This is a genomic window from Sphingobacterium siyangense (genome assembly GCF_023277505.1).
GTDB lineage: Bacteria > Bacteroidota > Bacteroidia > Sphingobacteriales > Sphingobacteriaceae > Sphingobacterium > Sphingobacterium siyangense.
In genome coordinates, this window is record NZ_CP080574.1 from 2,841,683 (window position 1) to 2,862,956 (window position 21,274).

General features: G+C 32.9%; 16 protein-coding genes. 8 read left to right on the forward strand and 8 right to left on the reverse strand.

Annotated elements, in window-relative coordinates; genetic code table 11:
- Window positions 1–40: 40 nt before the first annotated feature.
- Together K2F45_RS11510 and K2F45_RS11515 are read right to left on the reverse strand one after the other, a co-directional pair.
- Window positions 41–448, reverse strand: coding sequence for an adenylyltransferase/cytidyltransferase family protein (locus K2F45_RS11510; protein ID WP_248933615.1), 408 nt, complete (start codon window positions 446–448; stop codon window positions 41–43).
- Window positions 441–2,168 (reverse strand): SIR2 family protein, encoded by a 1,728-nt coding sequence (locus K2F45_RS11515; RefSeq protein WP_248933616.1) that lies wholly within the window; start codon window positions 2,166–2,168, stop codon window positions 441–443. The genes K2F45_RS11510 and K2F45_RS11515 overlap by 8 nt, the downstream gene beginning before the upstream one ends.
- Before the next feature lie 499 nt (window positions 2,169–2,667).
- Between K2F45_RS11515 and K2F45_RS11520 the strand changes: the two genes are divergently transcribed.
- The 8 genes from K2F45_RS11520 (at window position 2,668) to K2F45_RS11555 (ending at window position 14,584) form a co-directional block, all read left to right on the forward strand.
- Window positions 2,668–3,807, forward strand: a complete 1,140-nt coding sequence (locus K2F45_RS11520) for a cysteine desulfurase family protein (RefSeq protein ID WP_248933617.1) — start codon at window positions 2,668–2,670, stop codon at window positions 3,805–3,807.
- 21 nt (window positions 3,808–3,828) lie between these two features.
- Window positions 3,829–4,704, forward strand: a complete 876-nt coding sequence (locus tag K2F45_RS11525; RefSeq protein WP_248933618.1) for a DUF4007 family protein — start codon at window positions 3,829–3,831, stop codon at window positions 4,702–4,704.
- On the forward strand, window positions 4,691–7,918 hold the full coding sequence (locus K2F45_RS11530; RefSeq protein WP_248933619.1) for a hypothetical protein: 3,228 nt from the start codon (window positions 4,691–4,693) through the stop codon (window positions 7,916–7,918). The genes K2F45_RS11525 and K2F45_RS11530 overlap by 14 nt, the downstream gene beginning before the upstream one ends.
- A gap of 1 nt (window position 7,919) precedes the next feature.
- Complete coding sequence (locus K2F45_RS11535; protein ID WP_248933620.1) at window positions 7,920–9,044, forward strand: phosphoadenosine phosphosulfate reductase family protein; 1,125 nt, start codon at window positions 7,920–7,922, stop codon at window positions 9,042–9,044.
- 8 nt (window positions 9,045–9,052) lie between these two features.
- Window positions 9,053–11,269: a sensor histidine kinase gene (locus K2F45_RS11540; RefSeq protein WP_248933621.1), complete on the forward strand. Its 2,217-nt coding sequence runs from the start codon at window positions 9,053–9,055 to the stop codon at window positions 11,267–11,269.
- Window positions 11,259–12,383 (forward strand): hypothetical protein, encoded by a 1,125-nt coding sequence (locus tag K2F45_RS11545; protein WP_248933622.1) that lies wholly within the window; start codon window positions 11,259–11,261, stop codon window positions 12,381–12,383. The genes K2F45_RS11540 and K2F45_RS11545 overlap by 11 nt, the downstream gene beginning before the upstream one ends.
- On the forward strand, window positions 12,361–13,137 hold the full coding sequence (locus K2F45_RS11550) for a hypothetical protein (protein ID WP_248933623.1): 777 nt from the start codon (window positions 12,361–12,363) through the stop codon (window positions 13,135–13,137). Before K2F45_RS11545 ends, K2F45_RS11550 begins: the two co-directional genes overlap by 23 nt.
- A 214-nt stretch (window positions 13,138–13,351) precedes the next feature.
- Window positions 13,352–14,584, forward strand: a complete 1,233-nt coding sequence (locus K2F45_RS11555) for an IS256 family transposase (RefSeq protein ID WP_248931832.1) — start codon at window positions 13,352–13,354, stop codon at window positions 14,582–14,584.
- Window positions 14,585–14,628: 44 nt separating this feature from the next.
- Here K2F45_RS11555 and K2F45_RS11560 read toward each other — a convergent pair whose 3' ends face one another.
- The 6 genes from K2F45_RS11560 to K2F45_RS11585 all read right to left on the reverse strand — a co-directional run bounded on the left by K2F45_RS11560 (window position 14,629) and on the right by K2F45_RS11585 (window position 21,274).
- On the reverse strand, window positions 14,629–15,123 hold the full coding sequence (locus K2F45_RS11560) for a hypothetical protein (RefSeq protein WP_248933624.1): 495 nt from the start codon (window positions 15,121–15,123) through the stop codon (window positions 14,629–14,631).
- 2 nt (window positions 15,124–15,125) lie between these two features.
- Window positions 15,126–17,306, reverse strand: coding sequence for an AAA family ATPase (locus K2F45_RS11565; RefSeq protein ID WP_248933625.1), 2,181 nt, complete (start codon window positions 17,304–17,306; stop codon window positions 15,126–15,128).
- The gene (locus K2F45_RS11570) at window positions 17,296–17,523 is read right to left on the reverse strand and encodes a hypothetical protein (protein WP_248933626.1); all 228 of its coding nucleotides are present in this window, start codon (window positions 17,521–17,523) and stop codon (window positions 17,296–17,298) included. Before K2F45_RS11570 ends, K2F45_RS11565 begins: the two co-directional genes overlap by 11 nt.
- Window positions 17,520–19,826 (reverse strand): DEAD/DEAH box helicase family protein, encoded by a 2,307-nt coding sequence (locus K2F45_RS11575; protein WP_248933627.1) that lies wholly within the window; start codon window positions 19,824–19,826, stop codon window positions 17,520–17,522. Before K2F45_RS11575 ends, K2F45_RS11570 begins: the two co-directional genes overlap by 4 nt.
- An 82-nt stretch (window positions 19,827–19,908) precedes the next feature.
- Window positions 19,909–21,096, reverse strand: coding sequence for a HEPN domain-containing protein (locus K2F45_RS11580; protein WP_248933628.1), 1,188 nt, complete (start codon window positions 21,094–21,096; stop codon window positions 19,909–19,911).
- Window positions 21,097–21,124: 28 nt separating this feature from the next.
- Entirely contained in the window at window positions 21,125–21,274 is a 150-nt protein-coding gene (locus K2F45_RS11585; protein WP_248933629.1) for a hypothetical protein, read from the reverse strand.

A 21,274-nucleotide genomic window follows, 5' to 3' on the forward strand; every position in this document is an offset into this window, starting at 1 on the left:
ATTTCTTTTGAATTCCGTGCCACTCGGTAATCAGATATTTTTATCGTTTGTATTTTTTTAATAAAATTTTAGTGGTAGATATTTGATTATTATAGTTAAACATAATTATTAAAACATTTTTTTTTCTAACGTACTCTAAAGTTTTATGGCTTTTATTTGTGCCATTGGTAGTAAAAATTACGTCCGGTTTAATTTCGCTTAAAAAATAAAATGACGGTTTATTTTTTAAAAATACCCTATCAGAATTCCGCAAATGCTTCTTAATATTTAATATTCTTTTATTTTCAGATTGAGAAGGCCTGTTGGCTCCCTTACTTTCTCTCACCCTTGTATCTGATTCCACACCACAGAATAAAATTTCACAATTATCCACACATTTCTTGAGAAATTCTTTGTGTCCCTTGTGAAATAAATCAAAGACTCCCGAAATATAACCTGTATTATACATTCCAATTGTTTAATTCATTAGCAAATACTTTGGAAGAAAGTGCTTCATGTGAATCCTTATAAACTCCAAAATAGATTTCAAGTGATATATCTTGTCTTGATAACAATTGGAATGCAGGTCTAATTGTTTTTATAACATCGTCTTCTGAGGGATTTGTTTTTCCTATTCCTAAAATTGGTATAAATATTTTTGAGTATTTTTGATTTTCGCAGTAAGTAAATACTTTTGCTAAGCCTTCTTTAACGCTATTTTCATAAAAAATTTTCTTATCATCTTCATTTTTCTCAATTGATATAAGATGAGCTATCGCTGATACCCCATATTTCTTTAAATTGGGATTATTATTAAAGATTACCTCCCCTAATTTCAGCGGGGTTGAATGCGTTTCTTTCCATTTATTTATAAATTTATCAATTGGATCTTCTAAGATAACATTGTTTTCGTTTTTTTTCATTGCCATCTTTCTTAACCTACCACTTATCGAATTTCCATTGCTGTTACCTAAACTTAATTCATTATTTTCCGAGCTGACAATTAGATCTATTTCACCATCTATATTCAATATTGAACCATTATAAATAAAAAAATTGACTGTTTTAAATTTGCCAATGTTTTTCACTGATTTTCCGTGATTGAAATTCTCATTGTTTTCTTTTATACTTTGTTCTCCAATTTTTATGGAAGTATTTGTAAAATTAAATGTGTTATTATTTCCTTTAGTTTCCTCAATAAATTTTGTTGTAAACTGGAATAAATCAGATATTTCACTACCTTCAATCTCTTTATAGATGTTCTTTAGTTTTGTCAATGATTGGTTGTTGCTTTGATCGGGATTTTTTAAGAATTTTTTAATTTCATTTTTAACTTTCACAAATGTGTCAACATATTCTTTTGATGTGTTGAGTTCTAAAATAAATGGTGCTAAATCATCATAATTCTCGCCATAAACAACTATTTGAATATTAAATTCTCTTAAAAAGTTTCTAATAGAGTCAATATCTGCCTCTTCTTTCCGCAAAAGAATATAATGCTTGTGAGAAGTGCTGATAAAATTCTCACGGAATCTTTTAATCGTGATTATTAGATCTTCATCTAATACACCATCTCTACTACATCCTATAAAAATTAATGATTTGCTTAACCATACCAGGTTTAGGATGTCACGATATGCACTAGAATTCATAATAGATTTGTACCCCTTAGTTCCAAAAACTAAGTGATTGGGGTCAGTATATATCCCATGTAGGTGAAATACAAACTTCTCATTTTCTGTAATACATCTTCTTAATCTTTCTGGCTGATTCCAAGATAACTCTTTTGTGTATCTTATTGTACCATTACTGATTAAGGTATCATAATTAGTTGTAATTAAAAAAGGAGGAGAGAGTGATTCTATGTTATCAATAAGAGTCGTATTATGAATTGTTGGCGTATGTAGTTCATGGTTTATCCACTGAGCGAAATTATTTGAAGGAAATTTAAAAATCTGTTCTAATTCACCGGCGGCATTTATAAGTTGATTTTTATCAATCAAATTTTTAATAGAATCAGTTTCCTGTTGTTCAATAAGGTTATGATCTTGCAAATATTTTATTGCATTGTTAATCAAACCGGACCAATTAGGCAGTCCTGCAACGGTACGAGACACCCCGGCACCGATAACTGGGATAATCTCCTTATTTTGAAATTTTTCTTTAATTTCTTCGATAAGAATATTCATTATAATATTGGCTTTTAATATGACGTAAGGGTTATTTATATCTCATGTTAGATTCGATATAAATAGATTAAAGTTTAAATCAAAAATAATATTTTATTATTGAATTAAAATAAAATTTATTGTTATTTTATTGATATTAAAATTCTGAAAAAAAATAAAAGCTAAAATATTTAGTTTTTATTTGTAGCTTCGCTTAGTATTTCATACCGAAACTATTCTTTATCATTTACTACTATAATGCGGTTGATTGAGATTAAAGTGGAAAGTTCAAAACAGTCTGTAAAAAGTATAAATATTTAAAAAACCAATCCAGCCCTGTGACAGAAATATGCTGTGGAAGTAATTTAAGTAAAGAATTTTTTATTGCGATTTAGCGAAAAAACTGTCTTTCAAAGAGTTTGTGAAAACGGTAGTAAAACAAACTCCTCAAAGTATCATTTTGTGACAAATAGGTCTATTATAAAAGTTATATTTGTAAGCATAAGTATTAAAATTGACAATGCAAAACAACTTTATTTATCTTGATAATAATGCGACTACTCCATTGGATCCAAGAGTCCTCGAGGAAATGATGCCGTATTTGACGGATATGTTTGGTAATGCATCGAGTAGCCATAGAATGGGTAAACAGTTGAATGCCGTTGTAGAAAAGGGTAGGAGACAAATGGCTGATCTTATTGACGCCAATGAGGAAGATATTTTCTTTACTGCTGGAGCGACTGAGGCTATAAACATGGCATTACAAGGTTTTCCAAGAATAGCCGGTCGAACAATGCATATTATAACTGTTCAAACAGAACATCCAGCTGTTTTGGATACCTGCGGATATCTTGAATCTACAGGTGTTGAAGTTACCTATCTTCCCGTCGATGGAGATGGACTAATAAATTTTGACAAATTAAGGGCAGCTTTTAAAAGTAATACTGCTTTAGTGAGTGTCATGCATGTGAACAATGAGACTGGTGTAATCCAAGATATTGAACGTATTGCAGAAATCGCTCATGGATATGGAGCTCTTTTTATGAGTGATGGCACACAGTCCGTCGGTAAGCTTCCCGTTGATGCAAGTTCATTTATCGATATTCTTACTTTTTCGGCCCACAAGTTTTATGGGCCGAAAGGAATTGGCGGTGTTTATTTTAACCCTCGACTAATTATGAAACCATTAATTTATGGTGGCGGTCACGAAGGCGGTGCCAGGAGTGGTACACTAAATGTTCCCGGAATTGTCGGTATGGGAAAGGCCGCGGAACTTGCAGCTTTGCAAATGAACCAAGACAAAGAACGTATAGGGAAATTACGTGATTCATTAGAAGAACAATTATTAACAATAGAAGGAGCGAAGCTGAATGGATCTAGAGAACAACGAATCTATACTACAAGCAATATTTGTTTCGATGGTGTTGACAACGAAGCCGTTTTACTTGGGTTAAAAGATATTTGTGTATCGAATGGCTCCGCATGTCACTCTTTTGTTATGGAACCTTCTCATGTGTTGCAAGTGATGGGCTTAACTAAGGACGAAGCTAATAACTCCATCCGATTTAGCTTAGGACGATTCAATACGGAAGAAGAAATTAAACAAACCGTAGATGCGGTTAAACAAATCATAACTCGATTGAGAGCAATGGCTTTCTAAATAGAGGTGTAAGAATTATTAATGGCAAAATTATCATTTTCAGGACACGAAACCTTTTCGTGTAAAATATATTGGCTAAAGAAGGGCTATGACTTTGTGCGTGCCGGAAAGAGCTTTACGGACGACGATGCCGTGGTGGATCTCGGTGTCGGAAAAAACATGGTTACTTCAATCCGCTTTTGGCTAAAAGCTTTTGGTATTATAGATGAAACGGATCAAACAACGGAATTTGCGAATTTTATATTTGGGGATGATGGTGTGGATCCATTTCTAGAAGATCCTTTGACATTATGGCTGCTGCATTATCGTTTATTGAAAGTTGAAAAAGCATCTATTTATCCAATGATCTTCAACACACTGCGACGTGAAAGATCAGAATTCACAAAAGAACGTTTATTAGGCTTTTTAAAGCGACAGATAGAGGATGCAAAGGCGTCATTTAGTGATAAAACTTTGGACTCCGATATAAAGGTTTTTTTTGGTAATTATACAAGATTTGGTAGCAATGATGTTGAAGACGCTTATAGCACAATTTTACAGGAATTGGGACTAATAGATCATTACGAGCGATTGGATAATCAAGACAGATTAATAGACGTATATATTTTTAATATGAAACCCAAAAGTATTCCTCTGGAAGCTCTTTTATATGTAATATTAGATAGGGAAGGCTATGGAAACTCAATTAGTATAAATCATTTAGCAAATGATTATAATTCCTTGGGTAATATATTTTTAATGACAGAGAGCATTATAATTGATTATTTACGTAGTATTCCAGTGGAATATGGAACTTATTCCGAAACTGCTGGAAATCCAGTTCTACAATTAGCTCCAGGGTTAGAGAAGTATCAAATATTAAAAAATTATTATAATTCGACGTATGCAAGTATATAGTTATTCTCCATCCGTCAACATTATTCGCGACAAGAATCGTGAATTGAATTATATAAAAACTTTAAATGGACAACGAGCATTTGAACAAATTGTTAGTTCAGCAAATTTAGGCTACAGGACATTTTCCATCGTAGGAGCATACGGAACTGGTAAATCAACATTCTTATGGGCATTAGCTAATGCCGTACAAAATGAAAATAAATATTTTGATCACTTTGACTATTTCATAAAAGGATATGAAAAGTATGTAACACTAGATTTCGTTGGTGAGTTTAAATCTTTACAAGATCTTTTTGGTGAGAAACTTCAATGTGAACCTAAAGACGTACTTGTTTCTTTAAGATTATATACCGAAAAGTTAAAGAAAGAAGAAACAGCTTTAATTATAAGAATTGATGAGTTTGGTAAGTTTTTAGAATATGCCGCTCAAAATAACCCAGAGAAAAGTTTCTATTTTATTCAGGAATTATCTGAGTTCGTTAATGATGATAGTGGTAACACAATTATGTTGACGACCTTGCATCAGGATTTTTCAGCATATGCCTATCATTTAAGTGAAGCACAGAGAAAGGAATGGTTGAAAGTTAAGGGACGGTTACAGGAAATACCATTTAATGTACCTTCAGAACAATTGCTATTAATTGCAGCTGAGCGACTTAAGGACAGAGTCAATCATAACGATGATCAACAACTTTTAGAGTTGGCTGATATAATAGCAAAATCTAATGCTTTCCCTTCGCAGGGGTATTTTTCTCTAGAAGTTATAAAAGCCTTATATCCAATTGAATTGCTGTCTGGAAGCGTTCTTACTATGGCGCTTCAACGTTATGGACAGAATGACCGATCCCTATTCACTTTTTTGGACGCAGAGGATTATAAGGGTATTCAATATTTTCTGAAGGATAATAATAGTACTTTTTATAGTCTTGAAGATGTATATGATTATTTAATTTATCATTATAGTCAGCATCTACTTGTTAAACAAAATGCAGATTTCCAGGTATGGCGTTTAATGCATGATAGCATCGAAAAAGCTGAGGGTATTTTTATAGGTGATCAATTGACTAAAAGCATCTCTCTTATTAAAGTTATTGGCTTACTACAATTGTTCTCTCGTAAATCAATGTCAATTGACATTGAATTTTTAACTGCGTATGCAAGGATAGTATTAGGATATGGTATTATATCTGATGAGATCAGACGTTTAACACAACTTAGTATAATACGTTATCGGGATAAAAGTAAGAAGTTTGTCCTTGTAGAAGAAACGGATGTTGATATCGATTGGGAGATTGAACATGCTAAAAAATTTATCTCGGAAATTAGGAGCATAGGATCATATTTGGCAGATCATATCAAACTTCCTGCCTTACTAGCGAAGAGATTGTTATTAGAAAAAGGAACTCCTCGATATTTTGACTTTAAGTTTTCTGATCAGCCGCTTTCTTTAAAACCTAGTGGAGAGATTGATGGATATATTAATCTTGTATTTTCTGATACGATCAATGATGCTCGGAAACTAAGTGCCTCACAGGAAGAAGCCATACTCTATATCGTTTACAAGAATTCTACAGAAATTCTATCCAATATCACACTAGTCGAGCAAATTAAATATGCACGTGCGAGATTTGTAGAAGATAGTATTGCGAAAAAGGAATTTACAATTCAATTGGACCAAACATTAGAACTTCTAACAGATATGGTTTTAGAAGCTCTTTCTCATATTGATCCAAATAAGGTAAGTATCTTTTACCAAGGAATAGATTATACAGGGAGAATCACAACATGGCGTGAACTCAATGGTCTATTGAGCGATATCGCTGACAAAACGTATTTCGGGACACCTATCTTTAAGAATGAAATGGTTAATAAGACAAAATTGTCTTCACCAATTCTGACGGCAAGGAAAGCGTTGTTTAACTACATATGCGAATATATGGGGGAGGAGGATTTCGGATTTAAATCTAATCTTTATCCGCCGGAGAAAACCATATATTATTCTTTGATAAAAAACAATGGATTTTATAATAAAGGAGAATTCGGTACCCACGAATTAAATCCACCAAGTTCTGAGGGGTTTCGCTTAGTTTGGGAGATGTTTTTAGAATTCTTAGAAGAAGCTAGAGTATCAAAGATTGGTCTTCAAGAACTTGTAGAACAACTATTGGACCGTCCTTTTAAGCTAAAAAAAGGATTGATTGATTTTGTTCTGCCTTTATTCTTACTTGTTAAACAATCTGACTTTTCTCTTTTCAATAAGGATGGTTTTATACCTCAATTAAACGCGAACATACTAGACTTAATAATCAAAAACCCTGCGGAGTTTTCAATAAAGTCATTTTCTGCGACTGGAATCCATTTGTCAGTATTTAACAAGTATCGCGAATTACTAAACCAGAATAAGGTTGAGAAGAGCTCTAATAGCGGATTTATTGAGATGATCAGGCCTTTCTTGTCATTTTATTTGCAACTTCCAGAGTATGCAAAAAAAACGAATAAATTGACTAAGGAAGTATTGAGCCTCCGAAAAGCCATCGCTGAATCTACTGATCCTGAAAAAACTTTCTTTGAGGATTTTCCAAGTGCGATGGGTTATTCTTTAAAGGAGTTGGACCAAAGCCCTCAAAAGTTAGAGCGTTTTTTCGTAGAGTTAAGGCAATCAATTACTGATATTCGTTCATCATATAATGGACTAATTCAACGATTCGAAGAGTTTTTGCTGGAAGAAATTGTAGGTGGTGACTCTATTTTGGAGTTTGTAGATTGGAAAAAAGTGATTCAAGACCGCTTCAAGGGGCTTAAGTCTTATTTAGTGTCACCTCACTTAAAAGTATTTTTACAGCGGCTTAACTCAAATTTGGATGATAAGACTACATTTTTAAGTTCTCTATCTCATGCCATTATTGGTAAACAATTAGAGGATATCAATGATGAAGAAGAAGTTGTTCTTTTTGTGAAATTTAAAGAGTGGATTCATGAATTGGAAAATTTTACAGAGATCGAAAGTAAAGTCGCTAGTGAATATGTACATGACGCAGTCAAAATTGAAATTACTAGTCTAAAGGAAGGGCTAAATAAACAGGTTTTGAGTATTCCAAAGTCTAAGCAAAAGGAAGTTGAAAAGAAAAAGTCAGAATTCAGCCAATACTTGACAAATGATCGAGAAATGAATATATTTATATTGGCAAAATTATTAAAAGACCAAATGGATTGATATGGCTGGTAATAGAAAGGTGAGACACGTTTTAGGTATTTCTGGTGGTAAAGATAGTGCTGCTTTAGCTATCTATATGAAGGATAATTATCCAGAACTAGATATTGAATATTATACTGCGGATACAGGGAAGGAGCTTGAGGAGACTTACCAGCTCATTAGAAATCTTGAAGCATACCTTGGGAAAAAGATTATCAAGCTAAAAGCATTTGATGACAGTGTCGAAACGCCATTTGATCATAAAATGAAAACTCTTGGGGGATTTCTTCCAAGTACAAAAAATCGTTGGTGTACCAAAACTCTAAAATTGGATGTATTCGAAGAGTTTGTAGGTGACGATCCAGTGATCTCATATGTAGGAATAAGAGGAGACGAGTATAGAGAAGGATATATCTCTAGTAAATCGACAATACAATCCATTTATCCTTTTAGAGGAAATATTTGGAGTTCTGATCTTGTCGATAAGATCCTAAATAATGCCAAAATCAATGATAGACTGATTTGGGCCGAAGAAAATATTGAGCAAGGGAAATTACTACGCTATTTAGAAGTTTTAGGGCGTCCTCTTGATGATTTTTTAACAAAGGATCAAAAACTTGAGCAGCTTATCAACTTAGGTATGGAGGAATATAATAAGCTTGCACTCTATGTCGCCAAAATTGAAAAGTATCCCATTGGAAATATGAAAGAGTCTTTTCCATTAATTGATAATAGAGATGTTCTTGTACTAAAGGATATATTCGCTCTATTGGAAAATAGTGGTGTCGGTATTCCAGCTTATTACAAGGACATTGAGTTTGAAGTTGATGGGGAAAAAGCTACTTACAATAGGAGTCGCTCAGGATGTTATTTTTGTTTTTTTCAACAAAAAATAGAATGGGTATGGCTTCTTGAACAACATCCAAAATTATTTGCGGAAGCTATGGAATATGAGCGGGGTGATTTCTCTTGGAGTCAAGAAGAATCATTAGAACAACTCAGTCGTCCAGAACGTGTTCTTGAAATCAAACGAGAGTATATAAAACGTACAAAAAGAATTCAGAAACAGTTTAAGAGTTCAAAATTAATGGATATTCTCATGGATAGTGTTGACGAGGAAATCGGCTGTGCAAGCTGCTTTATTTAGCTAGAGTTATGTCAGATAATAATCTAAAAGTAGACAATTTATCATTCAATGTTGATGCAGGTTTAATTGACAGACTTGGTCGAGAACTGGTGGGTAGGGCTGAAACAGCTGTATCGGAATTGATAAAAAATGCATATGATGCTGATGCGACTCTAGTTAATGTAAAATATATAGATTCAAATCTAATAGGAGGAACACTTATAATTGAAGATAATGGCGTTGGAATGACTTTAGATCAATTAAAAAAGGGGTTTATGACCATTTCTTCAACAGATAAAATACATAATCCACGATCTATAAGATTTCAAAGAAGTAAAGCAGGACGTAAAGGTATTGGACGTTTTGCGACTCAAAGGTTGGGGCATAAGCTTATCATTATTACTCAGACAATTGATAATGATGAAGCTATTAAAATATCTATTGATTGGGATGATTATAAAATTGATTCCCAACTGAATGATATAAAAAATAAAGTGGAGTATCTACCAAATTTTAAAACAGAAGGCACTACATTAATTATCGAGAACTTAAGAGATAGTTGGTCAGAAGCAGATATAAAAAGAGTTTATCGTTATGTTTCAGACTTATTACAACCCGATTATCTTTCTGACAAAAGCCAAATACTAGGTTTTGCGAAACAATCCGAGGAATCATTTAAGGTAACTTTTACGCAAACGTTAAATAATCAAGAAAGAATTATTGCTGACACGAAATCATTTTTATTCGATAAAGCTCTAGCAATCATTGAAGGATATGTCGATAAATCGCATGATGGATATTGTTCAATTGAAAGTACAAGCCTGGATATTGATAATGATATAATTTTAGTTCCGCGGAAACAGGATAACCCAAAATTTCATCATCTAAGCGAGGTGCATTTTAAAGCTTATTATTTTATTTATAATCGCGACCAATACTATTCTGGTATCTCAAAAATGGAACTAGCGAGTATTCAAAAAATATCAAATGAGCAAGGAGGTATTAGATTGTATCGAAATGGTTTTCGAGTACTCCCATATGGAGAACCAAATGATGATTGGTTAAATATAGATCGTCGATATTATAATGAATCTGGAACAAATGCTCCTTTTGGAAATAGAAATTTATTTGGTTTTGTTGAAATTATCGACCCTAAGGGTATTCTTTTTGAAGAAACGGCAAGTAGAGAAGGTTTAATAGAAAATGAATCATTCAGAGAGCTGTCCGACTTTCTTCACAAAGCATTGGAGGTTGCTAGAAATAAAATCAGATATGCCGTTGAAAAAAAGAAAAATGAAAATAATAGAAATGAGAATATTTCAAACGATAATATACAACAAAAGACAACTCTTGAAAAATTAATAGACTTAAAGAGAAATGTCGAAGAGCTTACCAATTTTTCCAATGCGGATAAAGATATTGTTGAAAACATTAAGAAAGATACACAGAAGATATTTGATGATTTAAAAGGTGATTTCTTAAAATTAATAGATGAATTGGGAATGTTAAGAGTTCTTGCTGGCTTAGGACTTACTATTGGAGAATTTACTCATGAAGTTGTGCAATTTACACCATCAATAATGGGTGATTTAAGTGTGTTGGGCGCGCAAAATCTTAATACAGTTGGTATTAATTCTCTTGACAATCTTAAAAGGACTATTCAACTATTTATATCATACACGTCTTATTTCAATTCAACTGTTTCCGAAAATGTTAGTAGAGAACTGAAGGTCCAATCCCTAGATAGTGTTGTTTCTAACTTCCATAAAGTGATAAAATCGGATCTAAAAAACTTAAATATTGAGTTTAATATTGAAGAATATGGCTTCGACCTTAACGCTGTTCCAATGCATACTTCCGAATGGACTTCAATTTTGTTTAATTTGTATACAAATTCAAAAAAGGCTATAAGAAGGAGCAAAGTTCGCGGTAGTATAAAAGTTGTAATAGGTAAAGAAGAGAACAAAGTATATCTTGAATTTTCGGATAACGGTGATGGTATCCCCAACGAAAATAAGCATAGAATCTTTTTGCCTTTTTTTACAACATCTTCGCCTGTTGGCTTCGATGCTCCAGAGGATGAGAAAGTTACTGGAACTGGATTAGGGTTGAAAATTGTCAAGGATATAATTGTTGGCTATGGTGGAACTATAGAACTAATTAATCCTGAAGAGGGATTTTCGACTTGTTTTAGAATAGAACTTCCAATGGCAACTTCAAAACAAATTGAAAAATATGGCGTATAAGTTTATATATGTGGACGATGCTCAACATGAGCTTGAACAAGGGATGATTCATGCATTAGAAGCAGATGGTGATATAAAAATTACATTTAGTGGTCCGAGAAATTGGGAAGATCTTATCGATTTTTTAAAATCAGAACTACCTCGACATGATGGAATCATATTAGACTTAAGGCTTGATGATATACCTTTTGATGGTAAGAATGCTAGTTATAAAGGTAGTACTGTAGCACAAGAGCTTAGAAATCTAACAAAAGAAAATGCATTACCTGATTTTCCAATTTTACTTTTTTCAGGTACTGATAAGCTAGAACATTATTTAGATCAAACAAGTAAGGACTTATTCGATAAAATAATTGATAAAACCAAAATTGAAAGTGAGGAATATCTTAATTATTCGGATTTCAGAAATATATTGAGATGGTTAGCCGATGGTTACAAGTTTTTATCGAACGTAGATAGGAATGATCTCCTTTTAGTCTTAGCTATAGAAGATATAAGTCTTTTAGATACGAGATTTGTTGAGACATATAATTCGATAAAAAATAAGCCAATACATATAACTGCACAATTCTTTCTTAAAGAGGTGCTTGGCCGCCCTTCATTTTTAATTAACGAAGAAATCCTAGCTTCTCGTTTAGGGGTGGATCGTTCTTCACAAAATTGGAGTGATGTTTTAGAATGCTTTTCGGATTGTGTGTATAAGGGAGCTTTTGCGGGAAAATATAACATGTGGTGGATGCCTAAAATTAATCGATTGTGGAAAGAGAGGATTTCTAATGAAATCAATATTAGAAATATTTCAGCTAATAAAAGAGTTAGTTTGCTCAAAGAAGTTCTGAACCTTTCAGAATTAATATCAATAAAAAAGTCAGCTAGAAGTAAAAGTGATTCTTTTTGGACTATATGCAAAGTTAGGAAAATCGCTATTGATACCATTGATGGATTCGTAATCTCTGGACAAGACAACAAATTCCCGTGGCAAGAATTAGAATATATTAGTATTGACGAGGCTCTTCGCCCGTCTAAAGGAATTAATATATCATCTTTGGAAATATCAAGATTAAGTGAATTAAAGGCAATAATTGAGAATAATGAAAAACGCATCCGTCGATAATAAGAGTATTGGTCGAGATCTATGCACATTAGCAAGGCTTTTATTAGAATATCAACTATGCAAAGATGTGTCACCATTAGACAATGCGGGACAATGTTGTATGTATTTACCGGATACCGCGGTTTGGGAATACGATTTAGGCAAAATTAGCTTTAAGATAGATGAGGTTGGGGGGAAAATTCCTTTCAATGCAAGTGATATTTACGCATCTCTTTCAATAGGTATCAAAGGAGCAAAAAATTTAAGCACCCCACCTGTTAGTGACCCTTTAACACATCTTGTTTTTGATCTAGAGATCGAGGGGCTCCGAGAAAATAAAGAAAAAAGTGATTTTGACAGTTTATATTCTTCATGGCATCTTGACAGACATATTTTTGGTAGCGAAGACGGTAAAACAAAATATTCTCACCCCATATACCATTTTACTTTTGGAGGAAACAAAATGGAGGACAAAGGTAATATTTTTGGAGATTGTCTGATCCTCCCATCACCTAGAATTAGTTATCCACCAATGGACGCGATTCTTGGTATAGATTTTATATTACAGAATTATATAAATAAGAACAAAATTTCTGGAATAATCTCTGACCCAACATATATAGATATCGTAATTAGAGCACAAGAACGTGTGCAGAAACCTTATTTTCTTGCAATAGCTTCATATTGGAATAATGAACTAATTAGTAATAGCAATTTTCATATAAATACGGATAAAAAATTTGGTCATAAAGATTTATTTCCGTTATTGTATTAGATTTTGAGTATATTGATTTTACAATTGCTAGCCTTGATAAAATTTTACTATTCAAAAACTAAAATACAAATTTAAGGGAATGTAACACCAACTGTGTCATAGGATTAAAACTTAAAATTTATTGGTATCTTTTGAAATGAGACTGTAACGTAAACTGTGTCAGAGGAATAATTCAATAAGATTATTTATATTCAATTATTCAAACGACACGGTCATGAAAGAAAAAGACCCATTCGACTTTGAACGCTTCAAGACAGAAGCCATGCAAGGTCTTTACGAAGGTAAAAGTTTGTCTCCCAACGATGGCGTCCTAGCGCCGTTAATGAAGCATCTGTTGGAATCAATGATGGATGGAGAACTGGAAAACCATTTGAACGAAGAGAAAGCGTCGGGCAATAGTAACCGGCGAAATGGTAAGACAAAAAAGACTGTCCGAGGCCTTAATACTGGGACATTTGAACTGGAAACAGGTCGTGATAGATCCGGCACGTTTGAGCCGAAAGTAGTACCTAAAAGACAATTAATCATTACTGAACAGCTTGAGGGACACGTATTGAGCATGTATGCCAAAGGAATGAGCACACGGGCGATAAGTGAGTTTATCCGCGAAATGTATGCAATGGAGATCTCTGCCACAGAAATATCACGTATTACCGAAAGTGTACTTCCAGCGGTAAATGAGTGGCGTAGCAGGCCTCTTGAAGCTGTTTATCCCTTTGTTTTCCTGGATTGCATGCACATTAAAGTTCGCCAGAATGGAACTGTTGAATCAAGAGCTATTTATAACATACTGGGAGTTGGCATGGATGGTAGAAAAGATCTGATCGGTCTTTATAGCTCAGAAAATGAGGGAGCTAAGTTCTGGCTTTCAGTTCTTACGGATCTAAAGCAACGTGGTGTTGAAGACATCCTTATAGCTTGTATTGATGGTCTAAAAGGGTTTCCCGAGGCCATAGAAGCTATTTTTCCAAAAACAAAGATCCAACTGTGTATTGTTCATCAGATCAGAACAAGCATGCGCTATGTAACCGAAAAAGATAAGAAGGTAGTAATGGAGGATCTAAAGCCAATCTATAAGGCCGTGAACGAAGAAATGGGATATGAAAACCTACTGTCTTTCGAAGAAAAATGGGGTAAGAAATACCCTCTTGCCGCCAAATCCTGGATCGATAATTGGACTAATCTTTCCACTTTCTTTGAGTACGAAGAACAGGTTCGCAAGATTATATACACCACAAATCCGATTGAGGGAATACACCGTCAGATACGAAAGATTACTAAGTCCAAGGGAGCGTTTAGCTCTGAACAGGCTTTATTGAAGCTGATGTATCTGATTATTAAGGACATTTCTAAAAAATGGACGATGCCAATACATAACTGGGGCTTGACTATATCCCAACTATATATTAGATTTGGGGATAGACTCAAACTCGAAAGAGGTTTTTAAGTTTTTAATCCAATGACACAGTTGGTGTTACACTCCCTTTGAAATTAAACCTCTAGCAAGTCTATAAAGCAGTTATCATTATTATCAAAAAAGGAAGGATCCAAATCCAATTTAGCTCGTATTATATCAAAACCTCCATTTGCATATTCTTCCAATAGCTTTCTTAATTGAAGTATCTCTTTTTCAACTTTTAGTTCATCATAATTTTCAAAGTCATTAAAGTCTATTTCCGAATTTGCTAGTACAGCCATAATCAAATAATCAGTAAGATCTGAAGGATGCCAAGACCTCATTTCAATAAATTTTTCTTTTTTAGCGTTTTTGTCTACGGGAATTCTATAATTACTTTTCAATCCTAAGAAAGAAGCGTAAATATAAATTTCATACTTAGTGGAAAAAAATTTTCCTTGTTTCCATGCAGTGGCTTCTGTTGCTGTTCCTGCTCTGCCCCCCTGCATCAAAGTGAATTTTGCTATTAATTGCTCATATTTGGTATCGTATTCTGGGGCACGATCTTTTATTCTTTTTAATAGTTCCATAATTAATTTAGTAAGTCAATTTCCGTAGATAAATTGTTTCTGTCAATCCTCTCATTTTCAGAAACAGAGGGGGTTATAGTATATACTTTCCCAATTCTAATTTCAGGATTGGTTAAAAGCTCGTTTCTCAATTCATGGTTTTTATAGAACTCCTTGCTCATTATTATACTTTGTTTATACACTTTGCTTATCGTTTTACAAAAACCAATAGTATAATCCTCACCGAAAACTGAGGTAGGAGCATCAGTGATGAGTGTATAGATTTCTCCTGAATTCCCTTTTGCTGATATGATAGCCATAATTGCGGACAATTTTACCAGGATTAGATTACTAGTATTCAATCCTAACAACGGATTTCCGTTACTATCATTAATTTCGGGCATGTAATTTCCATTCGGCAATTTTCTAAGTTTAATTTTACCTTTTGAAGATTTATTCCCAGCCGTCATGTTTTGATAATGCGAATTTGCTTCCTCCTCCAACGTTGTAATGAGATTATTGAAAACTCTATCTCTAGTGGTATCTGTAATTTGCTCAAAATCGTTTAAAATATTCTTCTTTTCAATTAACCAACTAGCAATTTCACCTGTTATCAAAGACTCTAAATTTTCGTTTATATTTTTTAATATCCCTTTTTTATGTGCAATCTTTTGAACAACAATATTTAAATCTTCTTTGAAATCCTTAGCTTTTTGATTTTGAATAGAATATTCTTTCAAAATATTTTCTGCTTCTTCCTTGGTAAGTGATGTATCTACGAGCAATTTTTGAATATCAGATTCAATAATAAGCAATTGATTGTTCAATTCTCGCACTTTTCTATTCATCTCACTACTTTTTAAAAGAGTATCATTTATATCGTCATCAATTTCATTTATTCTATTACTTAGTGATAATCCATTTTGATATAAGCGTTTGAAATCATCTGAAAAATTATGTAAAGTGAGAGGTCTTTGCTTTTCATTCTTTTGCATTTTACTGGGTAGATCCAGCAACTCATTGATCTTTAGCCATGCAGCTGAATTTTTTATTGCTTCACGGTCACAAACTAAGCAACGCTGTTTTTCTAACATCCATTCCAAATAATTTGGTTCTGGAACATTTATAGGCAACCGTGTCTGTAAATTAGAAATTACTTCATCTTCTATTTTTTCCTGAAGATCTCTTTCTGTCTCAAGTTTAAGCTTCGTTTTTTCATAGTGAGAGAATCTATTTGCATATTTTTTTTGTAAATTTTCAGTTCCCTTTAATACCCATTTATTACGAAACATTTTTCTATGAAAATTATTCTGTTCAAAACTTAGAGATTGGTTTAATTCTTCCAGTTGCGTTATATACCCATTTCTTCTTTCTTGTAAAATACTTACCTTTTGGGCATCCACTTGTTTGTTTAGAAGGTCTTCAGAACGTGATTCTGCTCTTGATAAATTATTATTGATTTCTTCTTCTTCTAATAATAACTCTTTAAGTTCCTCCTCAATATTTTTCTTATCTAGCTCTAACTTTGAACTCTTAACAGTATCCTTACTTAATCTTTTAAGTTCTCTGTCATATTCATTATTAGCTGCTTTCGCTGCTATACTCGCAATGTTTTTCAATGCATCATAACGACTTATATTTGATAATACATTGATTGCCTTAGTTAGTGTGTCATGCTTATTAAAATCGATAATTGATTCAACTTGCTCTCCTTGAAACCACAAGTAATCTTTAATTTGTGAAGGTAAAATATTATTTAGAATACTTTTTCTCCGTTCATCATCAGTTACCATTCTGGCATTTAAATATGACAATTCCTTTTCCAGCAATGTGAATTCGCTGTCGTTATTTTCCTGGATTATTCCCTCTTTAGATAAAACAGAATATCGTCGTTCAAGAATATACATACTGTCCCTATCCAAATTATGGAAAGTAATTTTTACTGAAGCATTAATTTTTCCATTTTGCGTATCTGCTTTTATTTTATCAGAGATAATTGCTGATCTGACAGTTCGAGTATTTTGGAATTCTTTTTTTTCAGAAACAAAAACCTGGTCATACATTACCCAATAAAAAGCATCGTATAATTTAGATTTTCCATAACCATTATCTCCAATAACAACGTTAATTCCTTCAGAAAAGGTTATGCAATTTTTCCCAGAATAACACATGAAATTTTCTAGTTCTATTTTCCTAATAATCATAATCTGGTCTATTTAATTTCTGATTGATTTTTCGTACGGTTATTGATTCACTTTCTTCATCAATATTTCCGACAATCGCAATCTTAATTATCTCCAACAATTTGACTTCTGTAGATTCGTGAAATCGTAATCCTTCAACCTTTTCAGGATTAATATAATTATTTTCAGTTAAGAGAGGGTCTTCTAGAAAGCTTTTGTAGATTTTTTCTTTTGTCATAAGGTAGTAAGTTCAGACTGAATTGTATAAATATTTAAATTGTAATAATTACATATTTCCTTAAAAATATCCTCTGTATAATAAGGATTTTTGGAAAGAGAAGCAAAATACATAACTCGTTCTAATTCTTTGCGAACCAACCCTCTTTCCAATTCATGATTTTCCCGATTTTTCGTTTCATAATCGGGAACTACAACTAAGTCATGTATTATTGCATGTTTCTTTTCGGAATGTTTCCTTAAAATTCTCCCTCTTCGTTGAATGAATTGTCTTGGATTTCCAGTGCTACTGCAAAAAATTGCCATTTCAGCTCTCGGAATATCCACACCTTCGTCCAAACATTTCATTGATGCAATTACACTAATCTCACCATTTTGAAATTGGTTTAGAATTTCGTCTCTGTCATGCATTCCACTGATAAACTGATTAACTAAAATATTTTCATCTATTTTTGCGATTTCTCTAGTATATTGGTTAATTAATCGTATGCTTGCTTGAGAAGTTATATCTTCATCTCCAAAAGACTCATATGTATCACCTTCAGGTACATAGACGAATGTATATTTAAGGTTACCCATATTCTTGAAATGTTCTTTTAAAATTTCAATTGTAGTAGAAAGTTTATTCGCTGCTTTATGTATAATTCTTTTTCTTTTCAGTAATAGACGCTCGATCATACTCTCCCTATCTGGCTTTTTTTCGTATGAATATAACTTAGAAAGTTGCTTACTAATTTTACCATATTCGATTAGTTCATCTTCACTTAATTTAACGATATGTGGAAAGTAGTAATACTCACATAATACTTTATCTCGAATTGCTTTCTCCATCGAAAAAGAGAAAACGTAAGGTTCTTTATCAGAGAAAAATTCTTCCATTGCAGCAGTTCCTTCCAAATCATATACTCGTTTTGGTGTTGCTGACAACCCAATTCTTTTATCTAGATGAAGACTACTTAGTTTATCTAACACAATTTGAGAAGCTATATTATGTCCTTCGTCAGCAATGAAAATAGTGTCAGATTTCAAACTCTTGATTAAGTTTTGAAATTTACCCTTTATAAATGATGCATAGGTACAAATAAGAATGAAAGAAAGAGGAATTCTTTTAGCGCTGGATATCAATGTGGTAACGGTGTTTTGCCATTCATTCTTAGACGAGATCTTATAAATTTCATTGAAATTGAAAGATTGCACTTCTTTTTCCCATTGTTCAACTAATGTTATCGTAGGAACAAGAATAAGCGCGCGATATACAGTACTTCCATTTTTTCTGTATTCATTCAACAAACAATTCAAAGAAGTTATTGTCTTCCCGGTACCAGTAGCCATTGCAAAAATTCCTTTATAATTATTTTCTACCCAATTTTCATAAGCTCTGACCTGATAATCTCTAGGGCCTTCCTCATAGGGAAAATGTGGCTTCGTGTTCAATGTATCAAATTGATTATTAGAATTGCCTAGATCTTGAATAAAAGGTTCGGCTTTATTCAATTTTATATTTATTTCTAAATCTTTAATAATTTTTTCGATTCTTTCTTTAAATCCTGTTGACGAAGTAGGATGGTTCATCGCCTCCTTTGCCAGTTCACATTCGGTTTCTAATAGCTCTGTTAAAGTCTTTTTCTTTGGAAATTTATTATAAATTGCTGTTTTAACTTTCTCAATTGGTATAATTCGAACCGTTTTAGATTGACCTGACCACGTTTTTTCAAACAAGTTGACCATCGCGTCTATCCTTCCGTTAGTCGTGTTATTTTGCCACGAATATTCACACCAAATATTTTCAACATTGTAGTTTAAAGCATATTGAGAAAAATTAAGAGAGCCACTGAATGCTGCTTTATCACCATTCTCATCAGTAAATATTCCAAATTTATGATGTACGATTCCAATTTTGTTTCTATTTGGGGCTACGGCGATTAGTTGTAGTCTATCAGAGGAAATCAGCCAAGAAAGACATTCGAAGAAATGCTTATTTCGTTTTGTTAATATTTTAGATAGGTTATTTAAATCCTTTAACATTTCTTCTTCGTATTCTTCATTGGTTTTCTCTGATTGGCCTTGTATTATCGAATTTTTATCTTTATCAGCGAGACTGTCGTTAATGATAAACCTCATTAACCCACCATTCATTATAAACGTAGAAAAACCTAGAGCTAGAGTGCTAAATCCTGTTGATCGAAAGTAACCAAGAGCCAAGTCAAATTGTATACTATTTGATAATGCATCAAACATAAAGCAACTGGGTTCGTCATCTTCGCCAGAAGTATATAATAATTTGAAATCAGTGTCTTTAAGCATTCTTTTGTTATGTTTATATATTTTGGTAGTCAGACTTCCTAATATCAGTCTCCGTTTTTATCAACAATTACTTAATTTTCAGTTATAGTGATAAGCTCTTTATGGCTTTTACTGGATACAGATTTGACTCTCCTTTGTAATCATATATTTCAATCTTTCCTTCTTGCTCTAGCTTGTTTATTAATTCATAGCTTGATCTGTAGTCATAACCGATTGACCCTAGGTGGTTTACAACAAAGTGCTTTAACCCTACAAAATTATCGCGGGTGGTTAAGGCCCAGTCTTGTGATTCTTTTAGCTTTTTTATCAAATCATTTTCAGAAATGACGTTGTATGTATCTAACGATATTGCAATATTTTCCTTTAGAATATCCTTCTCGTCTAGATTAAATTCTACACTCTCTAAAGTGTCATTGGCTTTATTTAAAATCTCCAATAAACCGTCACATAATACTTCTGCATTCCTTAAGTCATCGATCGAGAATAGATTATTATGTGCAACTTTATGTCTAAGCTTTTCGAGTTCTTCCCACTTTTGTTGGAAATTGTTTGACTTAAAGTTATCCTTGAAAAATTTGGTGTAGTTGCTTTCCAATTCTGTTTTTAATTTTTTTATGGCTTCGCTTGTTTCGTCAAGATCTAGCACTTTATTTAGAATGTCTTCTCTACTAATAAAACCAGATGATTGAGAATGAACTATTTTGCCGAGCTCTCCGAAGTCAATTAAATAAGCTCTATTATCTGTGTATTGAGAAAATAAAGTTTCATTGTTTTTTCTTAATGTGACTTTCTTTTTCATCTCACTATCGGCTGTTACATTCCACCAAGAAGGTCCCAGTTTAGTTATAAAAAATTTAAGTATATATTTCCTTAACGAATTCTCGACAACATTGATGTTAGGATATATATCCTGTGCTATCTTTGCTGAAATTTCATCAGATAAAATATAGGTGTGATCAAAACCATTAAGATGTAAATGTCTGAGAAGTTTAATCCTAATGTTTTCAACACACTCAAAAGAGCCTTTAAGTTTGATCACAAATGTATTTTTTATACTATGATCATCTTCATGTTCCTGAGTTGTTTGATTAATTCCCAAGGTAATACCGAGATCTTTGTCATGAATTTTATTCTTTCCACGCAATTCAGGACTTTTCCAGATTTCAGAATTTGACATTAGAGAATATGATAGATGTTCATCACTCTTAATTGTAGTCCCGCCTGTTGAGACTAGTGTCATAATTTCAAAAGTATAGGTTGTGCTTTTCATCTGTAAAATTTTTGAGGCCTATTGTACATTAATACTCTAATTTCTGTTCAAATTCGACGACGTTAAGACCAATCTGCCCATTGCGTAGGATGAGTGACTGGTTCACCGCTTTCATGACTGAATGCTGCAACTCATCGTGCGTATTTTGTATACTGATGAATAATTTGTCGAATTTCAT

What these genes read in the sequence shown, in the direction of transcription:
- K2F45_RS11510 (WP_248933615.1), bottom strand. Translation starts at nt 448, where the DNA reads ATGTATAATACAGGTTATATTTCGGGAGTCTTTGATTTATTTCACAAG.
- K2F45_RS11515 (WP_248933616.1), bottom strand. Translation starts at nt 2,168, where the DNA reads ATGAATATTCTTATCGAAGAAATTAAAGAAAAATTTCAAAATAAGGAG.
- K2F45_RS11520 (WP_248933617.1), top strand. Translation starts at nt 2,668, where the DNA reads ATGCAAAACAACTTTATTTATCTTGATAATAATGCGACTACTCCATTG.
- K2F45_RS11525 (WP_248933618.1), top strand. Translation starts at nt 3,829, where the DNA reads ATGGCAAAATTATCATTTTCAGGACACGAAACCTTTTCGTGTAAAATA.
- K2F45_RS11530 (WP_248933619.1), top strand. Translation starts at nt 4,691, where the DNA reads ATGCAAGTATATAGTTATTCTCCATCCGTCAACATTATTCGCGACAAG.
- K2F45_RS11535 (WP_248933620.1), top strand. Translation starts at nt 7,920, where the DNA reads ATGGCTGGTAATAGAAAGGTGAGACACGTTTTAGGTATTTCTGGTGGT.
- K2F45_RS11540 (WP_248933621.1), top strand. Translation starts at nt 9,053, where the DNA reads ATGTCAGATAATAATCTAAAAGTAGACAATTTATCATTCAATGTTGAT.
- K2F45_RS11545 (WP_248933622.1), top strand. Translation starts at nt 11,259, where the DNA reads ATGGCGTATAAGTTTATATATGTGGACGATGCTCAACATGAGCTTGAA.
- K2F45_RS11550 (WP_248933623.1), top strand. Translation starts at nt 12,361, where the DNA reads ATGAAAAACGCATCCGTCGATAATAAGAGTATTGGTCGAGATCTATGC.
- K2F45_RS11555 (WP_248931832.1), top strand. Translation starts at nt 13,352, where the DNA reads ATGAAAGAAAAAGACCCATTCGACTTTGAACGCTTCAAGACAGAAGCC.
- K2F45_RS11560 (WP_248933624.1), bottom strand. Translation starts at nt 15,123, where the DNA reads ATGGAACTATTAAAAAGAATAAAAGATCGTGCCCCAGAATACGATACC.
- K2F45_RS11565 (WP_248933625.1), bottom strand. Translation starts at nt 17,306, where the DNA reads ATGATTATTAGGAAAATAGAACTAGAAAATTTCATGTGTTATTCTGGG.
- K2F45_RS11570 (WP_248933626.1), bottom strand. Translation starts at nt 17,523, where the DNA reads ATGACAAAAGAAAAAATCTACAAAAGCTTTCTAGAAGACCCTCTCTTA.
- K2F45_RS11575 (WP_248933627.1), bottom strand. Translation starts at nt 19,826, where the DNA reads ATGCTTAAAGACACTGATTTCAAATTATTATATACTTCTGGCGAAGAT.
- K2F45_RS11580 (WP_248933628.1), bottom strand. Translation starts at nt 21,096, where the DNA reads ATGAAAAGCACAACCTATACTTTTGAAATTATGACACTAGTCTCAACA.
- K2F45_RS11585 (WP_248933629.1), bottom strand. Translation starts at nt 21,274, where the DNA reads ATGAAATTCGACAAATTATTCATCAGTATACAAAATACGCACGATGAG.